13 protein-coding genes are annotated in these 15,052 nt (G+C 58.4%); 7 read left to right on the forward strand and 6 right to left on the reverse strand.

What is annotated here, in order from left to right; all coding sequences use genetic code 11:
* Positions 1-36 precede the first annotated feature (36 nt).
* Positions 37-1,185 carry an iron-containing alcohol dehydrogenase gene (locus tag ABLU88_RS23095; protein ID WP_348838088.1) on the reverse strand — a complete coding sequence of 383 codons (1,149 nt, stop codon included), beginning with the start codon at positions 1,183-1,185 and terminating at the stop codon, positions 37-39.
* Between the two features lie 121 nt (positions 1,186-1,306).
* Here ABLU88_RS23095 and ABLU88_RS23100 point away from each other — a divergent pair, with 121 nt between their 5' ends.
* On the forward strand, positions 1,307-1,930 hold the full coding sequence (locus tag ABLU88_RS23100) for a glutathione S-transferase (protein WP_025106820.1): 624 nt from the start codon (positions 1,307-1,309) through the stop codon (positions 1,928-1,930).
* 51 nt (positions 1,931-1,981) lie between these two features.
* Here ABLU88_RS23100 and gorA read toward each other — a convergent pair whose 3' ends face one another.
* The gene (gene gorA / locus ABLU88_RS23105) at positions 1,982-3,334 is read right to left on the reverse strand and encodes a glutathione-disulfide reductase (protein WP_348838090.1); all 1,353 of its coding nucleotides are present in this window, start codon (positions 3,332-3,334) and stop codon (positions 1,982-1,984) included.
* Between the two features lie 71 nt (positions 3,335-3,405).
* Positions 3,406-4,248 (reverse strand): 23S rRNA (adenine(2030)-N(6))-methyltransferase RlmJ, encoded by an 843-nt coding sequence (locus tag ABLU88_RS23110; protein ID WP_348838092.1) that lies wholly within the window; start codon positions 4,246-4,248, stop codon positions 3,406-3,408.
* Positions 4,249-4,633: 385 nt separating this feature from the next.
* Here ABLU88_RS23110 and ABLU88_RS23115 point away from each other — a divergent pair, with 385 nt between their 5' ends.
* Entirely contained in the window at positions 4,634-5,902 is a 1,269-nt protein-coding gene (locus ABLU88_RS23115) for a phosphatase PAP2 family protein (RefSeq protein WP_348838094.1), read from the forward strand.
* A gap of 111 nt (positions 5,903-6,013) precedes the next feature.
* On the opposite strand, the gene envZ is transcribed toward ABLU88_RS23115, so the two are convergent.
* Together envZ and ompR are read right to left on the reverse strand one after the other, a co-directional pair.
* A complete protein-coding gene (gene envZ, locus ABLU88_RS23120; RefSeq protein WP_004855221.1) occupies positions 6,014-7,375 on the reverse strand; it encodes a two-component system sensor histidine kinase EnvZ in 1,362 nt (453 codons plus the stop codon).
* Entirely contained in the window at positions 7,372-8,091 is a 720-nt protein-coding gene (gene ompR / locus ABLU88_RS23125) for a two-component system response regulator OmpR (protein WP_001157751.1), read from the reverse strand. Before ompR ends, envZ begins: the two co-directional genes overlap by 4 nt.
* Positions 8,092-8,328: 237 nt before the next feature.
* Between ompR and greB the strand changes: the two genes are divergently transcribed.
* The 5 genes from greB (at position 8,329) to feoC (ending at position 14,471) form a co-directional block, all read left to right on the forward strand.
* Complete coding sequence (gene greB, locus ABLU88_RS23130) at positions 8,329-8,808, forward strand: transcription elongation factor GreB (RefSeq protein WP_004106676.1); 480 nt, start codon at positions 8,329-8,331, stop codon at positions 8,806-8,808.
* Positions 8,809-8,909: 101 nt separating this feature from the next.
* Entirely contained in the window at positions 8,910-11,240 is a 2,331-nt protein-coding gene (locus tag ABLU88_RS23135; RefSeq protein WP_032751610.1) for a Tex family protein, read from the forward strand.
* A 411-nt stretch (positions 11,241-11,651) separates the two neighbouring features.
* Positions 11,652-11,879, forward strand: coding sequence for a ferrous iron transporter A (feoA, locus tag ABLU88_RS23140; RefSeq protein WP_004126281.1), 228 nt, complete (start codon positions 11,652-11,654; stop codon positions 11,877-11,879).
* A 27-nt stretch (positions 11,880-11,906) separates the two neighbouring features.
* Complete coding sequence (gene feoB, locus ABLU88_RS23145) at positions 11,907-14,225, forward strand: Fe(2+) transporter permease subunit FeoB (protein ID WP_025106824.1); 2,319 nt, start codon at positions 11,907-11,909, stop codon at positions 14,223-14,225.
* A gap of 9 nt (positions 14,226-14,234) precedes the next feature.
* Complete coding sequence (feoC, locus tag ABLU88_RS23150; protein WP_014227148.1) at positions 14,235-14,471, forward strand: [Fe-S]-dependent transcriptional repressor FeoC; 237 nt, start codon at positions 14,235-14,237, stop codon at positions 14,469-14,471.
* A 231-nt stretch (positions 14,472-14,702) separates the two neighbouring features.
* Here the strand turns inward: feoC and ABLU88_RS23155 are convergent, their stop codons facing one another.
* Positions 14,703-14,972 carry a YdgH/BhsA/McbA-like domain containing protein gene (locus ABLU88_RS23155; RefSeq protein ID WP_014227147.1) on the reverse strand — a complete coding sequence of 90 codons (270 nt, stop codon included), beginning with the start codon at positions 14,970-14,972 and terminating at the stop codon, positions 14,703-14,705.
* Positions 14,973-15,052: the final 80 nt, after the last annotated feature.

Genomic DNA, 15,052 nt, shown 5'->3' on the forward strand with positions numbered 1-15,052 from the left:
AAATCTAAATTTCCAGGCGCTTTAGCGATTAAGCCATTACTCCCACGCGGCCTCCAGCATTTCCAGCAGCTGCTCGCTGGTCAGCATAACCGGGTTAGCCTTCATGGAGGATGAGCTGCTGGCGGCGAGGGCCGCGGGTTCCAGCGCTTCGCGGGGGACGCCGAGCTCGCGCAGATTGCCCAGACCGGATCGCTGGCTCCACTCGCGCAGGCTCTCCCAGGCGCTGTTTGGATCGGCGTCCAGTCCGGCGGCCAGCCACTGGCGTACGTCGGCAAAACGCTGGCGGAGGCGTTCGTCGCTAATTTGCGTTTCATTGAGCGCCAGGCCGAAGGGAAGCAGGCTGCCGCAAAGCGCGCCGTGGGGGGCGTTGCTCAGACCGCCTAATGGGCCCGCAAGACCGTGAATGACGCCGAGACCGGCGTTGGCTAACGCCAGCCCACCGCACAGGCTGACCCATGCCATCTCATCGCGGCTATCCGGACACTCTTTGGCCATCAGCGTTCTGAGCGCTTTGATGCCGCGCGGGATCGCCTCCCGGCAGAGAGCGTCGGTAAAAGGATTCGCCCGGGCGCACAGCCAGGGCTCAATCACCTGGGTGAGGGCATCCAGGCCGGAAGCGAGGGTCACCGCGCGCGGGGTGTTGTCGGTGAGCGACGGGTCGACAATCGCCAGGTCCGGCAGCATGCGGTCATCGCGCAGGCTGACCTTGCGCAGCTGCTCGGGGACGTTGATCACCGCGTTCTTTGTGACTTCCGCCCCGGTACCGGCCGTGGTGGGGATGGCGAAGAACGGCAGCGGATTGGCTTCTAACAGGCGCCCGGTACCCACCACTTCCAGATACTCGATCGCGGGCCCCTGCGCGGGAACCAGCGCCGCAATCGCTTTGCCGGCATCTATCACCGCGCCGCCGCCGAGGCTGACCACCGCGCCGACGCCTTTTTCCCGCGCCAGACGGACGCCCCGTTCAATATCCTGCAGGTCGGGTTCATGGGCGACAGACAGCGTGGTGACGTTCAGCTGGTGAGCGTGGAGTTCGCTTAATAAGAACGCCGCGCGCTGCAGGCTGGCGCCGTGAATCAGCAGTATCTGTGCGGAGCGGGCGGCGAGCCAGGGGGCGGCGCTGCGAGCAAGGCCGCGTCCAAAGCGGATATTGCCCGGTGTTAAAACGTTAAAAGAGGTCAACATGTCGGGTAACCTGTCCTGGAGAAAAATCGTGCAATCCACTATACACATTATCCGGCTGTACATGCGCCGCCGATGCAGTATTGTGAAACAACCATCTCTTTTGATTGAGGAATTGCTGACAATGCTAAAAATACTGGGCAAACGCTCATCAATTAACGTGCGCAAAGTGCTGTGGACCTGCGAAGAAGCGGGGCTTGAATATCAGCAGGAGGATTACGGTAGCGGGTTTCAGTCGATTGAGACCCCGGAGTTTCGCGCCCTTAATCCGAACAGCCTGGTGCCCGTGCTGCGGGATGACGACTTTGTGTTATGGGAGTCGAACAGCATCTGCCGCTATCTGGCGCGCAAAGCCGGGCGGGAAGACCTGCTCCCCACGGCGCCGCGGGCTGCCGCCGAGGTTGAGCACTGGATGGACTGGCAGGCGACGGAATTTAATACTGCCTGGCGCTATGCCTTTATGGGACTGGTACGCAAGGACCCGCGCTTTCAGGATCCGACGGCTATCAAAGAGAGCATTGCCGCCTGGACCCGCTGCGTGCAGATCGTCAATACGCAGCTGCAGCAAACCGGGGCATGGGTCGCCGGTAGAGAGTTTACGCTGGCGGATATTGTCCTTGGCCTGTCGGTGCATCGCTGGAAAATGACGCCGTTCGCCCATCCTGAAATGGCGGAAGTGGAGCGCTGGTATATGGCGCTGAATCAGCGGCCGGCGTTTAAGCGTCACGGGAATAACGGCGTGGCGTAGAGGAAAAAAAAGAAGCTCCGGAGAGCTTCTTTTTCAGGCATGGTGTGCGTCTTACCGCATCGTCACAAACTCTTCCGCGGCGGTTGGGTGGATCGCCACGGTATTGTCGAAGTCTTTCTTGGTTGCGCCCATCTTCAGCGCCACCGCGAAGCCCTGCAGCATCTCGTCCATCCCGAAGCCGATACCGTGAATACCGACAATCTTCTCTTCCGGGCCGACGCAGACCAGCTTCATGCGGCACGGCTGGCGGTGTGAGGTCACGGCGGTATACATGGCGGTGAAAGAGGATTTATACACTTTCACCGCTTCATCGCCGTACTGCTCGCGCGCCTGCGGCTCGGTTAAGCCGACGGTGCCGATAGGCGGATGGCTGAACACCACGGTCGGGATATTGCTGTAGTCCAGATGTTCGTCCGGCTTGTTGTTAAACAGACGCTCGGAGAGACGACGGCCTGCGGCAACGGCGACCGGGGTTAGCTCGACGGCGCCGGTATTATCGCCGACGGCGTAAATACCCGGAACGTTGGTGTTCTGGAATTTATCGACGACGATATAGCCTTTATCGTTGGTTTCCACTCCGGTCGCGGCGAGGTTAAAGTTATCGGTTGCCGGTTCGCGACCGATCGCCCAAATCAGGCAGTCTACGGTCTGGCTGCGGCCATCTTCCAGTTCCAGGGTCAGGCTGCCGTCGGCGTTCTTCACTACCGATTTCGGAATGGCATGGGTATGCAGCTGCGGGCCTTCGGCGTTCATCACCTCAACCAGCGTTTCCACGATCAGCGGATCGAAGCTACGCAGCGGCGCGTGTTTACGCACGAACAGGTGCGTCTCCGCGCCCAGGCCGTTAATCACGCCCGCCAGCTCAACGGCGATATAGCCCGCGCCGACAACTGCAACGCGTTTCGGCAGCGCCGGCAGTTCGAAGAAACCATCGGAATCAATGCCGTATTCGACGCCTGGGATATTCGGATGGCTCGGGCGGCCGCCGGTGGCGATCAGAATATGATCGGCGGTTATCGTCTCGCCGTTAACTTCGATGGTTTTCGCATCGACAAAACGGGCGAAGCCTTTAATCACATCGACCTTATTTTTGCCCAGCACGTTATCGTAGGAGGTGTGGATACGATCGATATAGGCGCTACGGCTGGCGACCAGTTTGTCCCAGTCGAAGTGATTGATAGTGGTATCAAAACCGTAATCCGGACCATACAGATGGATGGCTTCACGGATCTGCGCCGCATGCCACATGACTTTTTTCGGCACGCAGCCGACGTTCACGCAGGTACCGCCCAGGTCTTTGGCTTCAATCAGCGCGCACTTCTGGCCGTACATAGCGGCACGGTTAATGGAGGCGATACCGCCGCTGCCGCCGCCAATGGCGATATAGTCATAATGCTTGCTCATGAGTCTTATCCTTAATGTCTGATTGGCGCGATTGTATACCTGAAATCAATAGTTTCCACCGATGACTGCGATTACTCAGGCACGATCCAGCTGACGGTGGTATGGCCGATGCCGGTCGGCACCAGCTTTTTATGCAGCCACGGCAGAACGTTGTTCATCTGCTGCTCCAGCTTCCACGGCGGGTTGATGACGATCATCCCGGAGGCGGTCATCCCGCGCTGGTCGCTGTCCGGACGCACCGCCAGCTCGATTTGCAGAATTTTGCGAATGCCGGTGGCCTCTAACTCTTTGATCATGCGCTTAATCTGCGCCCGTAGCACCACCGGATACCACAGCGCGTAGGTGCCGGTAGCAAAGCGTTTGTAGCCTTCATGAATACCGGTCACGACCGCCTGGTAGTCGCTTTTGATTTCGTAAGGCGGGTCGATCAGCACCAGTCCACGACGAGAAACCGGCGGCAGCTTCGACTTCAGCTGCTGATAGCCATCGGTTTTTTCAACCCGGGCGCGGTCGTCTTTCTGAAACTCGGCGCGCAGCAGCGGAAAATCGCTGGGATGCAGTTCGGTCATCTGCAGGCTGTCCTGCTCGCGCAGCAGCTGGCGGGCAATCAACGGCGAGCCGGGGTAGTAGCGCAGCTGGCCGCTACGGTTGAAGTGCTGAACGACGGAGATATACGGCTCCAGCTCGGCGGGCAGGTCATCCTGCTGCCAGATGCGGGCGATGCCTTCGAGATATTCACCGGTACGCTCGGCGTGTTCGCTGCTCAGCTGATAGCGGCCTGAGCCGGCGTGGGTGTCCAGATAGAGAAACGGTTTTTCTTTCTCTTTGAGCGATTCAATGATCAGGCTCTGAACGGTGTGTTTAAGAACGTCGGCGTGGTTGCCTGCGTGAAAGCTATGACGATAACTGAGCATGGATACGGTGATTCCGGGATTGAGACAAGATGACCGATAGTTTACCGCAGATCGGCCTGGATTACCGCCGCGCTGTTTCCATTCCGCTTAAAGCGTTGCAAAACATAACCGTGTCATAAAAGCGTCAAACAGAAGGGCTAGCGTCACGTAAAGGCAAGGTAATGGTTTGAATTTACCCGTCATACTTCAAGCTGCTTATGTGTTGGCTACGGATTACTCGGCCCATCCATGGGCCTCGCCCTCACGGGCCGTCGCAAGCGACGTTCAAATCTGCTCCCGGCAGATTTGTCGTTCACCCCAGTCACATAGTTATCTATGCTCCCGGGGACTCACTCCCTTGCCGCCTTTAAGCAACTCGAATTATTTAGGGTATAAAAGGAAAATAATGAAACTGCACATCACGCTTCTCGCATCGGCGCTCATGCTGGCGCTGCCGGCATTGGCGAAAGAGGTTCCTTTGAATCAGGCGGCGGCAATCGCCAACGGCGTGACGCCAGCCGCCGCCAGTCCGGGGTTTGACGCGCTGGAGAGCCAAAGCCTGTCGCAGCTGCGCAACGCGCTGAAGGGCGATGCGGCAACCCTGACTCGCGACCAGCTTGAACACGCCAGACAGAATAAAACTCAGGCGGATACCGCGTGGCTGAAGGCCAGCGGTTATGACTTCCAGACAAAAGCCAACCAGCAGGCGGGAATCGAGCTGCTCTCAGCGTTCAGCGCGCTGCCGAAGGCGGTCATACAGCAAAACCTGGCGACCGTCACCGCCATTAACCGCGATGCCGCACAGAGCGCTCGCCACCAGGCGCTGGCGGATGCCGAAGGCATCAGCTATCTCTATTTCCTCAGCGATGCGCTGGGGCCGCGCCTCGGCAAAGCGTTCCTCGCCGCCTACGACAAAGGCGAGCTTGGTAAGGCGGCGCTGATCAAAGCTTCGGAAGTGAGTACCGGGGCGGCGAAAAAGCACTTCAATAACCCGCGCCCGTTCCTGATTCAGGGCAATACCATCCATCTGGTGCCGGACGATGTGGTGGTTAAGGACAATAAGCCCTATACCGCCGACGGCGGCTCGTTTCCGAGCGGGCACACCAACACCGGCTATACCGACGCTCTGCTGATGGCGGAGATGATCCCGGAGCGCTTCGACGCGCTGGTGACGCGCGGCGCCCGCTATGGCTATTCGCGCATCGTGCTGGGCGTGCACTATCCGCTGGACGTGATGGGTTCGCGGATGGTGGCACAGCGCAATGTCGCCCACTACCTGAATGACGCGAAGTATCGCGGGCTGTTTAATGAGGCCCGCGACCAGCTGCGTACCGCGCTGGAGAAAGAGTGCGGCACGACGCTGGCGGAGTGCGCGAAAGTGCCTGCGAAAGACGATCCGTATCGCGACCCGGCGATGGTCGCGTTTTATCGCTTTACCATGACCTACGATCTGCCGCAGCAGAAGGGCGAAAAACAGAGCCTGAAGGTGCCGCAAGGGGCTGAAGTGCTGCTGGAGGCTGCGCTGCCGAATCTGTCCGCCGCGCAGCGTCGGGCGCTGATGGTCAAAACGGCGTTGCCCGCAGGGTATCCGCTTTCCGGTGATAACGACGCGCAGCAGTTCTGGCAGCGGCTGAATTTGCCAGCGGCATATGCGATGGCGAATAAAGCGCATTAAACCTGGTGCAGTCCGGAGGCGGTGCTGGCGCACCTCTCCGGGATATAAGGGCAATGCGGCGGCGTACAGCGTGGCGCCGCCGGGCGTTTTAATGCGGGCGTACCGGCAGAACTAGCTCTCTTTGGCGGGCTTTATCGCGGGCAGGGCGCGCTGCATCGGCACCGGCAGCCAGGCGCGAATTAATAATCCGCCGCGTTCGCTGGAGCCAAGTTCCAGCTTACCGTTATGGTTATCGATAATGCGCTGAACGATAGCCAGGCCGAGGCCGGTCCCGCTAATCGTACGGGCGCTATCGCCGCGCACGAACGGCTGGAACAAATGCTCACGCTGCTCCGGTTTAATTCCCGGACCGTCATCTTCCACCTGGAACCAGGCCCGGTTCCCCTCGCTGCCGCTGCTGACTTTAATCCAGCCGTTGCCGTAGCGGGCGGCGTTGACCACCATATTCGCCAGCGCGCGCTTGATGGAGAGCGGATGCACGCGCAGCGGGATCTCGCCCGGCTGCAGGTCGGTGGCGATTTCTCGCTCGTAGCCGCTCTCCGCCGCAATCACTTCCCCCAGCACCGCGTTAAGGTCCGTCAGCTCCATCGGCATCTCCTGGCCGGTGCGCAGGTAGTCGATAAACTGCTCGATAATGGCGTTACACTCTTCAATATCTTTATTAATCGACTCGGCGAGGTAGCCGTCCTCTTCGCCCATCATCTCCGTCGCCAGGCGGATACGCGTAAGGGGAGTGCGTAAATCATGGCTCACCCCGGCCATCAGCAGCGTGCGGTCATCCGCCAGCTGCTTCACGCCAGCCGCCATGTGGTTAAAGGCGCGGGTCACCGATCGCACTTCCGATGCGCCGTATTCGCGCAGCGGCGGGGGAATAATCCCTCGCCCGACCTGAAGCGCCGCGTGCTCCAGGTCGACCAGCGGTCGGTTCTGAATACGAATAAAGAGCCAGGCGCCGCCAATCGCCAGCAGCATGATGGCCAGGGTGTAGCGGAACAGCGGCGAGAAGTCGCCCTGGTGGATTTCGGTCAGCGGTACGCGCACCCAGATATTGGGAGAAAGCCAGGTTTTCAGCCACACCACGGGGGAGCTTTTGTTTACCTCGACCCGCACTTCGGTTGGCCCGCCGAGCTGGTGCGCCATCTGCTGACTTAAGAATTCATAATGCTGCGCCCAGCGCAGGCCTGCGTCTTCCGCCGCTTCGTTGGAATAGAGCGAAATGCCCAGCTCGCGGTAAATCTCGCGGCGAAACGCCGGCGGCACCACCAGCTGAGTGCCGTCTTCCAGCTGGAGTTTATCGGTCATCAGCATACGCACTTCGTAGGCCAGAACCTTATTAAACTGCTGAAGACTGGGCAGGATCGCGAAATTCAGCACCACTAAATAGGTCGTCACCAGGCTGGCGAACAGCAGGGTGACGATCAGTAACAGGGTGCGGGCAAACGAGCTTCGCGGCGAAAAGCGCACGCGTTTCATGCCTTAGAGCCGTCCGGGACGAAAACGTAGCCCAGGCCCCAAACGGTCTGGATATAGCGCGGATGCGCCGGATCTTCTTCCACCATGCGGCGCAGGCGGGAGATTTGTACGTCGATGGAGCGCTCCATGGCCGAATATTCACGGCCGCGAGCGAGGTTCATCAGCTTATCGCGGGATAATGGTTCGCGCGGATGGCTCACCAGCGCTTTCAGTACCGCGAATTCACCGCTGGTCAGCGGCATAGGCTCATCTTCGCGGAACATCTCGCGGGTGCCGAGGTTCAGCTTGAACTTACCAAAGGCGATAACCGCTTCTTCCTGCGAAGGCGCGCCCGGCAGTTCGTTAGCCTGACGGCGCAGTACGGCGCGGATACGGGCCAGCAGCTCGCGCGGGTTGAACGGTTTTGGGATGTAGTCGTCGGCGCCGATTTCCAGGCCCACGATACGGTCAACTTCTTCCCCTTTCGCCGTGACCATAATGATCGGCATCGGGTTGCTCTGGCTGCGCAGGCGGCGGCAAATGGACAGGCCATCTTCGCCCGGCAGCATCAGATCCAGCACCATCAGGTGGAAGGATTCACGGGTCAGCAGGCGATCCATCTGTTCAGCGTTCGCCACGCTACGAACCTGGAAGCCCTGCTCGGTCAGATAACGTTCGAGTAGCGCACGCAGGCGCATGTCGTCATCGACAACCAGAATCTTATAATTCTCTTGCATTGTTTATACTCCCAAAGGTTCACTGCAATTGTCAGTACGTATTCTCAAAAAAGCCCGGGTCGCCCACCAGCGAAATCTGGTATATATTCCAGGCTAAATTGTTACAAAGCATATTTAACAGCAGCTTAAGTATACATTTAAGCATAAGACACATTATTTATCCTGTTGGTATGATGACGTGCGACGAATTGTGCGCAGCATTGCACAAAGATCTGTAATCAGGAGCCGGAACCTTCGATGAAAACGCCGCTGATCACCCGTGAAGGGTATGAAAAACTGAAGAAAGAGATGGATACCCTGTGGCGCGAAGAACGTCCGGAAGTCACCAAAAAGGTGACCTGGGCGGCGAGCCTCGGCGACCGCAGTGAAAACGCCGATTACCAATACAATAAAAAGCGCCTGCGTGAAATCGACCGCCGGGTGCGCTACCTGACCAAGTGCCTTGAGCAGCTGAAAATCGTCGATTATTCGCCGCAGCAGGAGGGTAAGGTCTTTTTCGGCGCGTGGGTGGAGATTGAAAACGATGCGGGCGAGACGAAGCGCTTCCGGATTGTCGGCTACGATGAAATCTTTGGCCGCAACGACTACATCTCCATTGATTCGCCAATGGCGCGCGCGCTGCTGAAAAAAGAGGTCGGTGATTTAGCTATCGTGAACACCCCCGCGGGCGAGGCGGCCTGGTACGTGAACGAAATTGAATACGTCAAAGCCAAATAGGTCCGGAACATTCCGAGAGGCTTTGGTCGCGGCTGGCATTTTAGCGTGCCAGTCCGTATAACTATCCCCCTGATTTTTGATCCTAAAGATGAATTAAACCGATGATGAATGATTCGCTCTGCCGCATTATTGCGGGTGAACTTCAGGCCAGGGCTGAACAGGTAGAAGCTGCCGTTCGCCTGCTTGATGAAGGGAATACCGTGCCGTTTATCGCACGCTATCGTAAAGAAGTCACCGGCGGTCTGGATGACACGCAGCTGCGTAATCTGGAAACCCGCCTGGGCTATCTGCGTGAACTTGAAGACCGTCGTCAGGCGATCCTGAAGTCCATCGGCGAGCAGGGCAAGCTGACCGAGGCGCTGGAAAAAGCCATCAACGGGACGTTGAGTAAAACCGAGCTCGAAGATCTCTATCTGCCGTACAAGCCGAAGCGCCGCACGCGCGGGCAGATCGCCATTGAGGCCGGGCTGGAACCGCTGGCCGATCTGCTGTGGAACGAACCCTCTCACGACCCGGAAACCGAAGCCGCTAAATATATCGACGCCGACAACGGCGTAGCGGACACAAAAGCCGCTCTCGACGGCGCGCGCTATATCCTGATGGAGCGCTTTGCTGAAGACGCGGGCCTGCTGGCGAAAGTGCGCGACTATCTGTGGAAAAACGCCCACCTGGTGGCGACCGTCGTCAGCGGTAAAGAAGAGGAAGGGGCGAAATTCCGTGACTACTTCGATCACCATGAACCGATCTCCACCGTTCCGTCGCACCGCGCGCTGGCGATGTTCCGCGGCCGCAACGAAGGCGTGCTGCAGCTCTCTTTAAACGCCGACCCGCAGTTCGACGAGCCGCCGAAAGAGAGCCACGGCGAGCAAATCATTATCGACCATCTCGGCCTGCGCCTGAATAACGCACCGGCGGACGGCTGGCGTAAGGGCGTGGTGAGCTGGACGTGGCGTATCAAGGTGCTGATGCACCTCGAAACCGAGCTGATGGGGACCGTGCGCGAACGCGCGGAAGATGAAGCCATTAACGTCTTTGCCCGCAACCTGCACGACCTGCTGATGGCCGCGCCGGCCGGGCTGCGCGCCACCATGGGCCTCGATCCGGGCCTGCGCACCGGCGTCAAAGTCGCCGTCGTTGACGGTACCGGCAAGCTGGTGGCTACCGATACCATTTACCCGCATACCGGCCAGGCCGCAAAAGCGGCGGTGGCGGTTGCCGCGCTGTGTGAAAAGTACAACGTTGAGCTGGTGGCGATCGGCAACGGTACCGCCTCGCGTGAAACCGAGCGCTTCTTCCTCGACGTGCAGAAGCAGTTCCCGAAAGTGACCGCGCAGAAGGTCATCGTCAGCGAAGCGGGCGCGTCCGTGTACTCCGCCTCCGAGCTGGCGGCGCTGGAGTTCCCGGATCTCGACGTTTCCCTGCGCGGCGCGGTCTCTATCGCCCGTCGTCTCCAGGACCCGCTGGCCGAGCTGGTGAAAATCGATCCGAAATCCATTGGCGTCGGCCAGTATCAGCACGATGTCAGCCAGACCCAGCTGGCGCGTAAGCTGGACGCGGTGGTGGAAGACTGCGTAAACGCCGTCGGCGTCGATCTGAATACCGCTTCCGTCCCGCTGCTTACCCGCGTCGCCGGTCTGACCCGCATGATGGCGCAGAATATCGTCTCCTGGCGCGATGAGAACGGCCAGTTCCAGAATCGCCAGCAGCTGCTAAAGGTCAGCCGTCTGGGGCCGAAGGCCTTTGAACAGTGCGCGGGCTTCCTGCGTATCAACCACGGCGACAACCCGCTGGACGCTTCAACCGTGCACCCGGAAGCGTATCCGGTGGTGGAGCGCATTCTGGCGGCGACTCAGCAGGCGCTGAAAGATTTAATGGGCAACAGCAGTGAACTGCGTCATCTGAAAGCCGCTGATTTCACCGATGAGAAATTCGGCGTGCCGACGGTGACCGACATCATCAAAGAGCTGGAGAAGCCGGGCCGCGACCCGCGCCCTGAGTTTAAAACCGCCCAGTTCGCCGATGGCGTAGAGACCATGAACGACCTGCTGCCGGGGATGATCCTCGAAGGCGCGGTGACCAACGTCACCAACTTCGGCGCGTTTGTTGATATCGGCGTTCACCAGGACGGTCTGGTGCATATCTCTTCCCTGTCGAATAAGTTCGTTGAAGATCCGCACACGGTGGTCAAAGCGGGCGATATCGTGAAGGTGAAAGTGATGGAAGTCGACCTGCCGCGTAAGCGCATCGCGCTGACGATGCGTCTGGACGAACAGCCAGGCGACAGCAATGCGCGCCGCGGCGGCGGTAACGATCGTCCTCAGGGCAACCGCCCGGCGGCGAAGGCCGCTAAACCTCGCGGTCGCGAGGCGCAGCCTGCGGGCAACAGCGCGATGATGGATGCGCTGGCGGCGGCAATGGGTAAAAAACGTTAATTCTTTCCGGCCCCTTTTGCTAAGGGGCCGCATTTCTTCCGGCATTCGCCATATTGTGCAAACAAGCATCAGTATTTTCTTATAACGTCGTAATAAGCGCGAATTACGGGCGGCGATATTATTATTTTCATTTCGTTAACTATCGAAACTTTAATTAAACATTTAGTCATTAAGAATAATCATCACCTCCGCGACGGCGAGAAAAAAGAGTTTGCTCAATATCAACAAAAGCTCAATTTTCTCTTTAAAAAGCGAAACGGCCGCATTATATGTATTGATGATAAAAACTATTCTCATTATCATTATTTGCATTGAGTATTTTTTCTTCTTCGTTAGCTACGGTCCCTGGCGCCGCGTCTCCGGCGCATACGGAAAACTCTCTTTTCAGTTGGCGATAAACAAGTAGGTCCTATGCAATTTACACCTGATAGTGCGTGGAAAATCACCGGTTTCTCCCGCGATATTAGTCCGGCGTATCGGCAGAAGCTGCTGTCCCTCGGGATGCTGCCGGGTTCTTCTTTCAATGTGGTTCGCGTGGCGCCGCTCGGCGACCCTATTCATATTGAAACCCGACGCGTTAGCCTGGTATTACGTAAAAAGGATCTTGCGTTAATTGAGCTGGAAGCGGTTGCACAATAATGCCTGACCGGCACTAAGAGTATGAATATGAAAAAATTAACCCTTGGCTTAATTGGTAATCCTAATTCCGGTAAAACCACGCTGTTCAATCAGCTCACCGGCGCGCGCCAGCGCGTCGGTAACTGGGCGGGAGTGACCGTTGAACGCAAAGAGGGTGGTTTCAACACCACCGATCATCAGGTCACGCTGGTAGACCTTCCGGGCACGTATTCCCTGACCACCATCTCCTCGCAAACCTCGCTGGATGAGCAGATTGCCTGCCACTATATTCTCAGCGGCGACGCCGACATGCTGATTAACGTGGTCGATGCGTCCAATCTGGAACGTAACCTCTATCTGACGCTGCAGCTGCTGGAGCTTGGCATCCCCTGCGTGGTCGCGCTGAATATGCTCGATATCGCGGAAAAACAGAAGATCCGCATTGATGTCGACGCGCTGGCCGCGCGTCTCGGGTGCCCGGTGATCCCGCTGGTTTCCACCCGCGGGCGCGGTATCGAGGCCTTAAAAATGGCGATCGATCGCCATCAGCAGAACCAGGCTATTGAACTGGTGCACTATCCGCAGCCGCTGCTGCGGGAGGCGGACAAGCTGGCGCAGGCCATGGCCGCTGATATTCCGCAGCGCCAGCGTCTCTGGCTGGGTTTACAGATGCTTGAAGGCGATATTTACAGCCGCGCCTACGCCGGTGACGCTGCCCACAAGCTGGACGTGTCCCTGGCGCACCTGAGCGAAGAGATGGATGACCCCGCGCTGCATATCGCCGATGCCCGTTACCAAAGCATTGCCGCCATTTGCGATGCGGTCAGTAACACCCTTACCGCCGAGCCCAGCCGCTTTACCGCGGCGATGGATAAAGTGATCCTCAATCGCTTCCTCGGCCTGCCGGTCTTCCTGTTCGTTATGTACCTGATGTTCTTGCTGGCGATTAATATCGGCGGCGCGCTGCAGCCCATTTTTGATGCCGGTTCCGTGGCTATCTTTATCCACGGTATTCAGTGGGTTGGCTATACCCTGCATTTCCCGGACTGGCTGACGGTGTTCCTCGCCCAGGGGATTGGCGGCGGTATTAATACCGTACTGCCGCTGGTACCGCAGATCGGCATGATGTACCTGTTCCTCTCTTTCCTTGAAGACTCTGGCTATATGGCGCGGGCGGCGTTTGTGATGGACCGCCTGATGCAGGCGCTGGGGCTACCGGGGAAATCCTTCGTGCCGTTAATCGTCGGTTTTGGTTGCAACGTTCCGTCGGTGATGGGCGCGCGTACGCTTGATGCGCCGCGCGAACGTTTGATGACCATTATGATGGCGCCGTTTATGTCCTGCGGCGCGCGGCTGGCGATTTTCGCCGTCTTCGCCGCCGCCTTTTTCGGCCAGAACGGCGCGCTGGCGGTCTTCTCGCTGTACGTACTGGGGATCGTGATGGCGATTGCGACCGGACTGATGCTGAAGCATACCATTATGCGCGGCGAAGCGTCGCCGTTCGTGATGGAGCTGCCGGTGTATCACGTTCCGCACGTGAAGAGTCTGATTATCCAGACCTGGCAGCGCCTGAAAGGCTTCGTCCTGCGCGCGGGTAAAGTGATCGTTATCGTCAGTATCTTCCTCAGCGCGCTGAACAGCTTCTCGCTGAGCGGTAAGATCGTCGATAACATCAACGACTCGGCGCTGGCGTCGGTCAGCCGGGTGATTACCCCGGTATTTAAACCGATTGGCGTACATGAGGATAACTGGCAGGCGACCGTCGGGCTGTTCACCGGCGCGATGGCCAAGGAAGTGGTGGTGGGGACGCTGAACACCCTCTACACCGCCGAAGATATCCAGAACGAAGCGTTTAATCCGCAGACGTTTAGCCTCGGCGACGAGCTGCTGGCCGCGGTAGATGAGACCTGGCAGAGCCTGAAAGATACGTTCAGCCTGAGCGTGCTGGCCAACCCTATCGAAGCCAGTAAAGGCGACGGCGAAATGGCAACCGGCGCGATGGGCGTCATGGGCAGCAAATTCGGTAGCGCCGCTGCGGCGTACAGCTACCTGATTTTTGTCCTGCTCTATATTCCCTGCATCTCGGTAATGGGGGCGATTGCCCGCGAGTCGAGCCGCGGCTGGATGATGTTCTCCGTCCTGTGGGGGCTGAATATCGCTTACTCGCTCTCTACGCTGTACTACCAGACCGTCAGCTTTAGCCAGCATCCGCGCTATAGCCTGGTGTGCATTCTGGCGGTGGTGCTGTTCAATATCGTGGTCTTTGGCCTGCTGCGCAGAGCGCGCAGCCGGGTGGACGTCTCGCTGCTGGCGACGCGCAAAACGCCGTCCACCTGCTGCCAGAGTCCGGCGGGCGATTGCCACTAAGGAGCGATGATGGCGTCATTAATTGAAGTCCGCGATATGCTGGCCCTGCAGGGGAGGATGGAGGCAAAGCAGCTCAGCGTCCGCCTGAATACGCCGCAGCCGCTGATTGACGCCATGCTGGGCCGTCTGCAAGCGATGGGGAAAGCGGTGAAAGTGACCGAAGATGCCGATGGCTGCCTCTCCGGCAGCTGTAAAAGCTGCCCGGAAGGCAAAGCCTGCCTGCGGGAGTGGTGGTCGCTGCGCTGATTGGGCTGTGAAGGCAGGTTTCCCGGATTGCGGCTAACGCCTTATCCGGGCTACGAGTTTGTGCGGTTTTGGGTTTGGTAGCCCGGGTAAGGCTTTTACGCCGCGACCCGGGAGATTCGACCACAGATTTGTACGGTTCTGGGGTGGGTAGCCCGGACAGGCGCAACGCGCCGCCTCCGGAAACCGACTGCGGCATATACCGCAAGCGGGTCCTGAGACCCGCTTTCTGGCTTACTTGTAGACGTCCGCGTTAGCGTGAACCGTTTTCTCGTTCTTCTCGCCTGCAATCACCACAAAATAGGTGCCGCCCAGCTCATCCGCTTTTTTCGACAGATCGCGCTTTGCATCCATCGGAGAGGTTGTTCTGGAGGTGGTAATCGAACCGATTTTGGTCAGGTTCAACTTAGCCACTTCGTCTTTTTGAATTTCCTTGGCGGCGAACGCGCCGAAGGACAGGGAGCCAATCACCAGAGATGCAACAATTCCTGTAACAAGTTTCATAGCCTCTACTCTCCATTAGGTTGTTTTTTTTAGGTCACGGGGCCAGCGTGAAATAGTCAACCCCCGCAACAACCTAAGTA

Origin of the sequence: Klebsiella sp. GW_Kp182 (assembly GCF_040062275.1) — a bacterium.
In the GTDB taxonomy this organism is placed as follows: Bacteria; Pseudomonadota; Gammaproteobacteria; order Enterobacterales; family Enterobacteriaceae; genus Klebsiella; species Klebsiella michiganensis.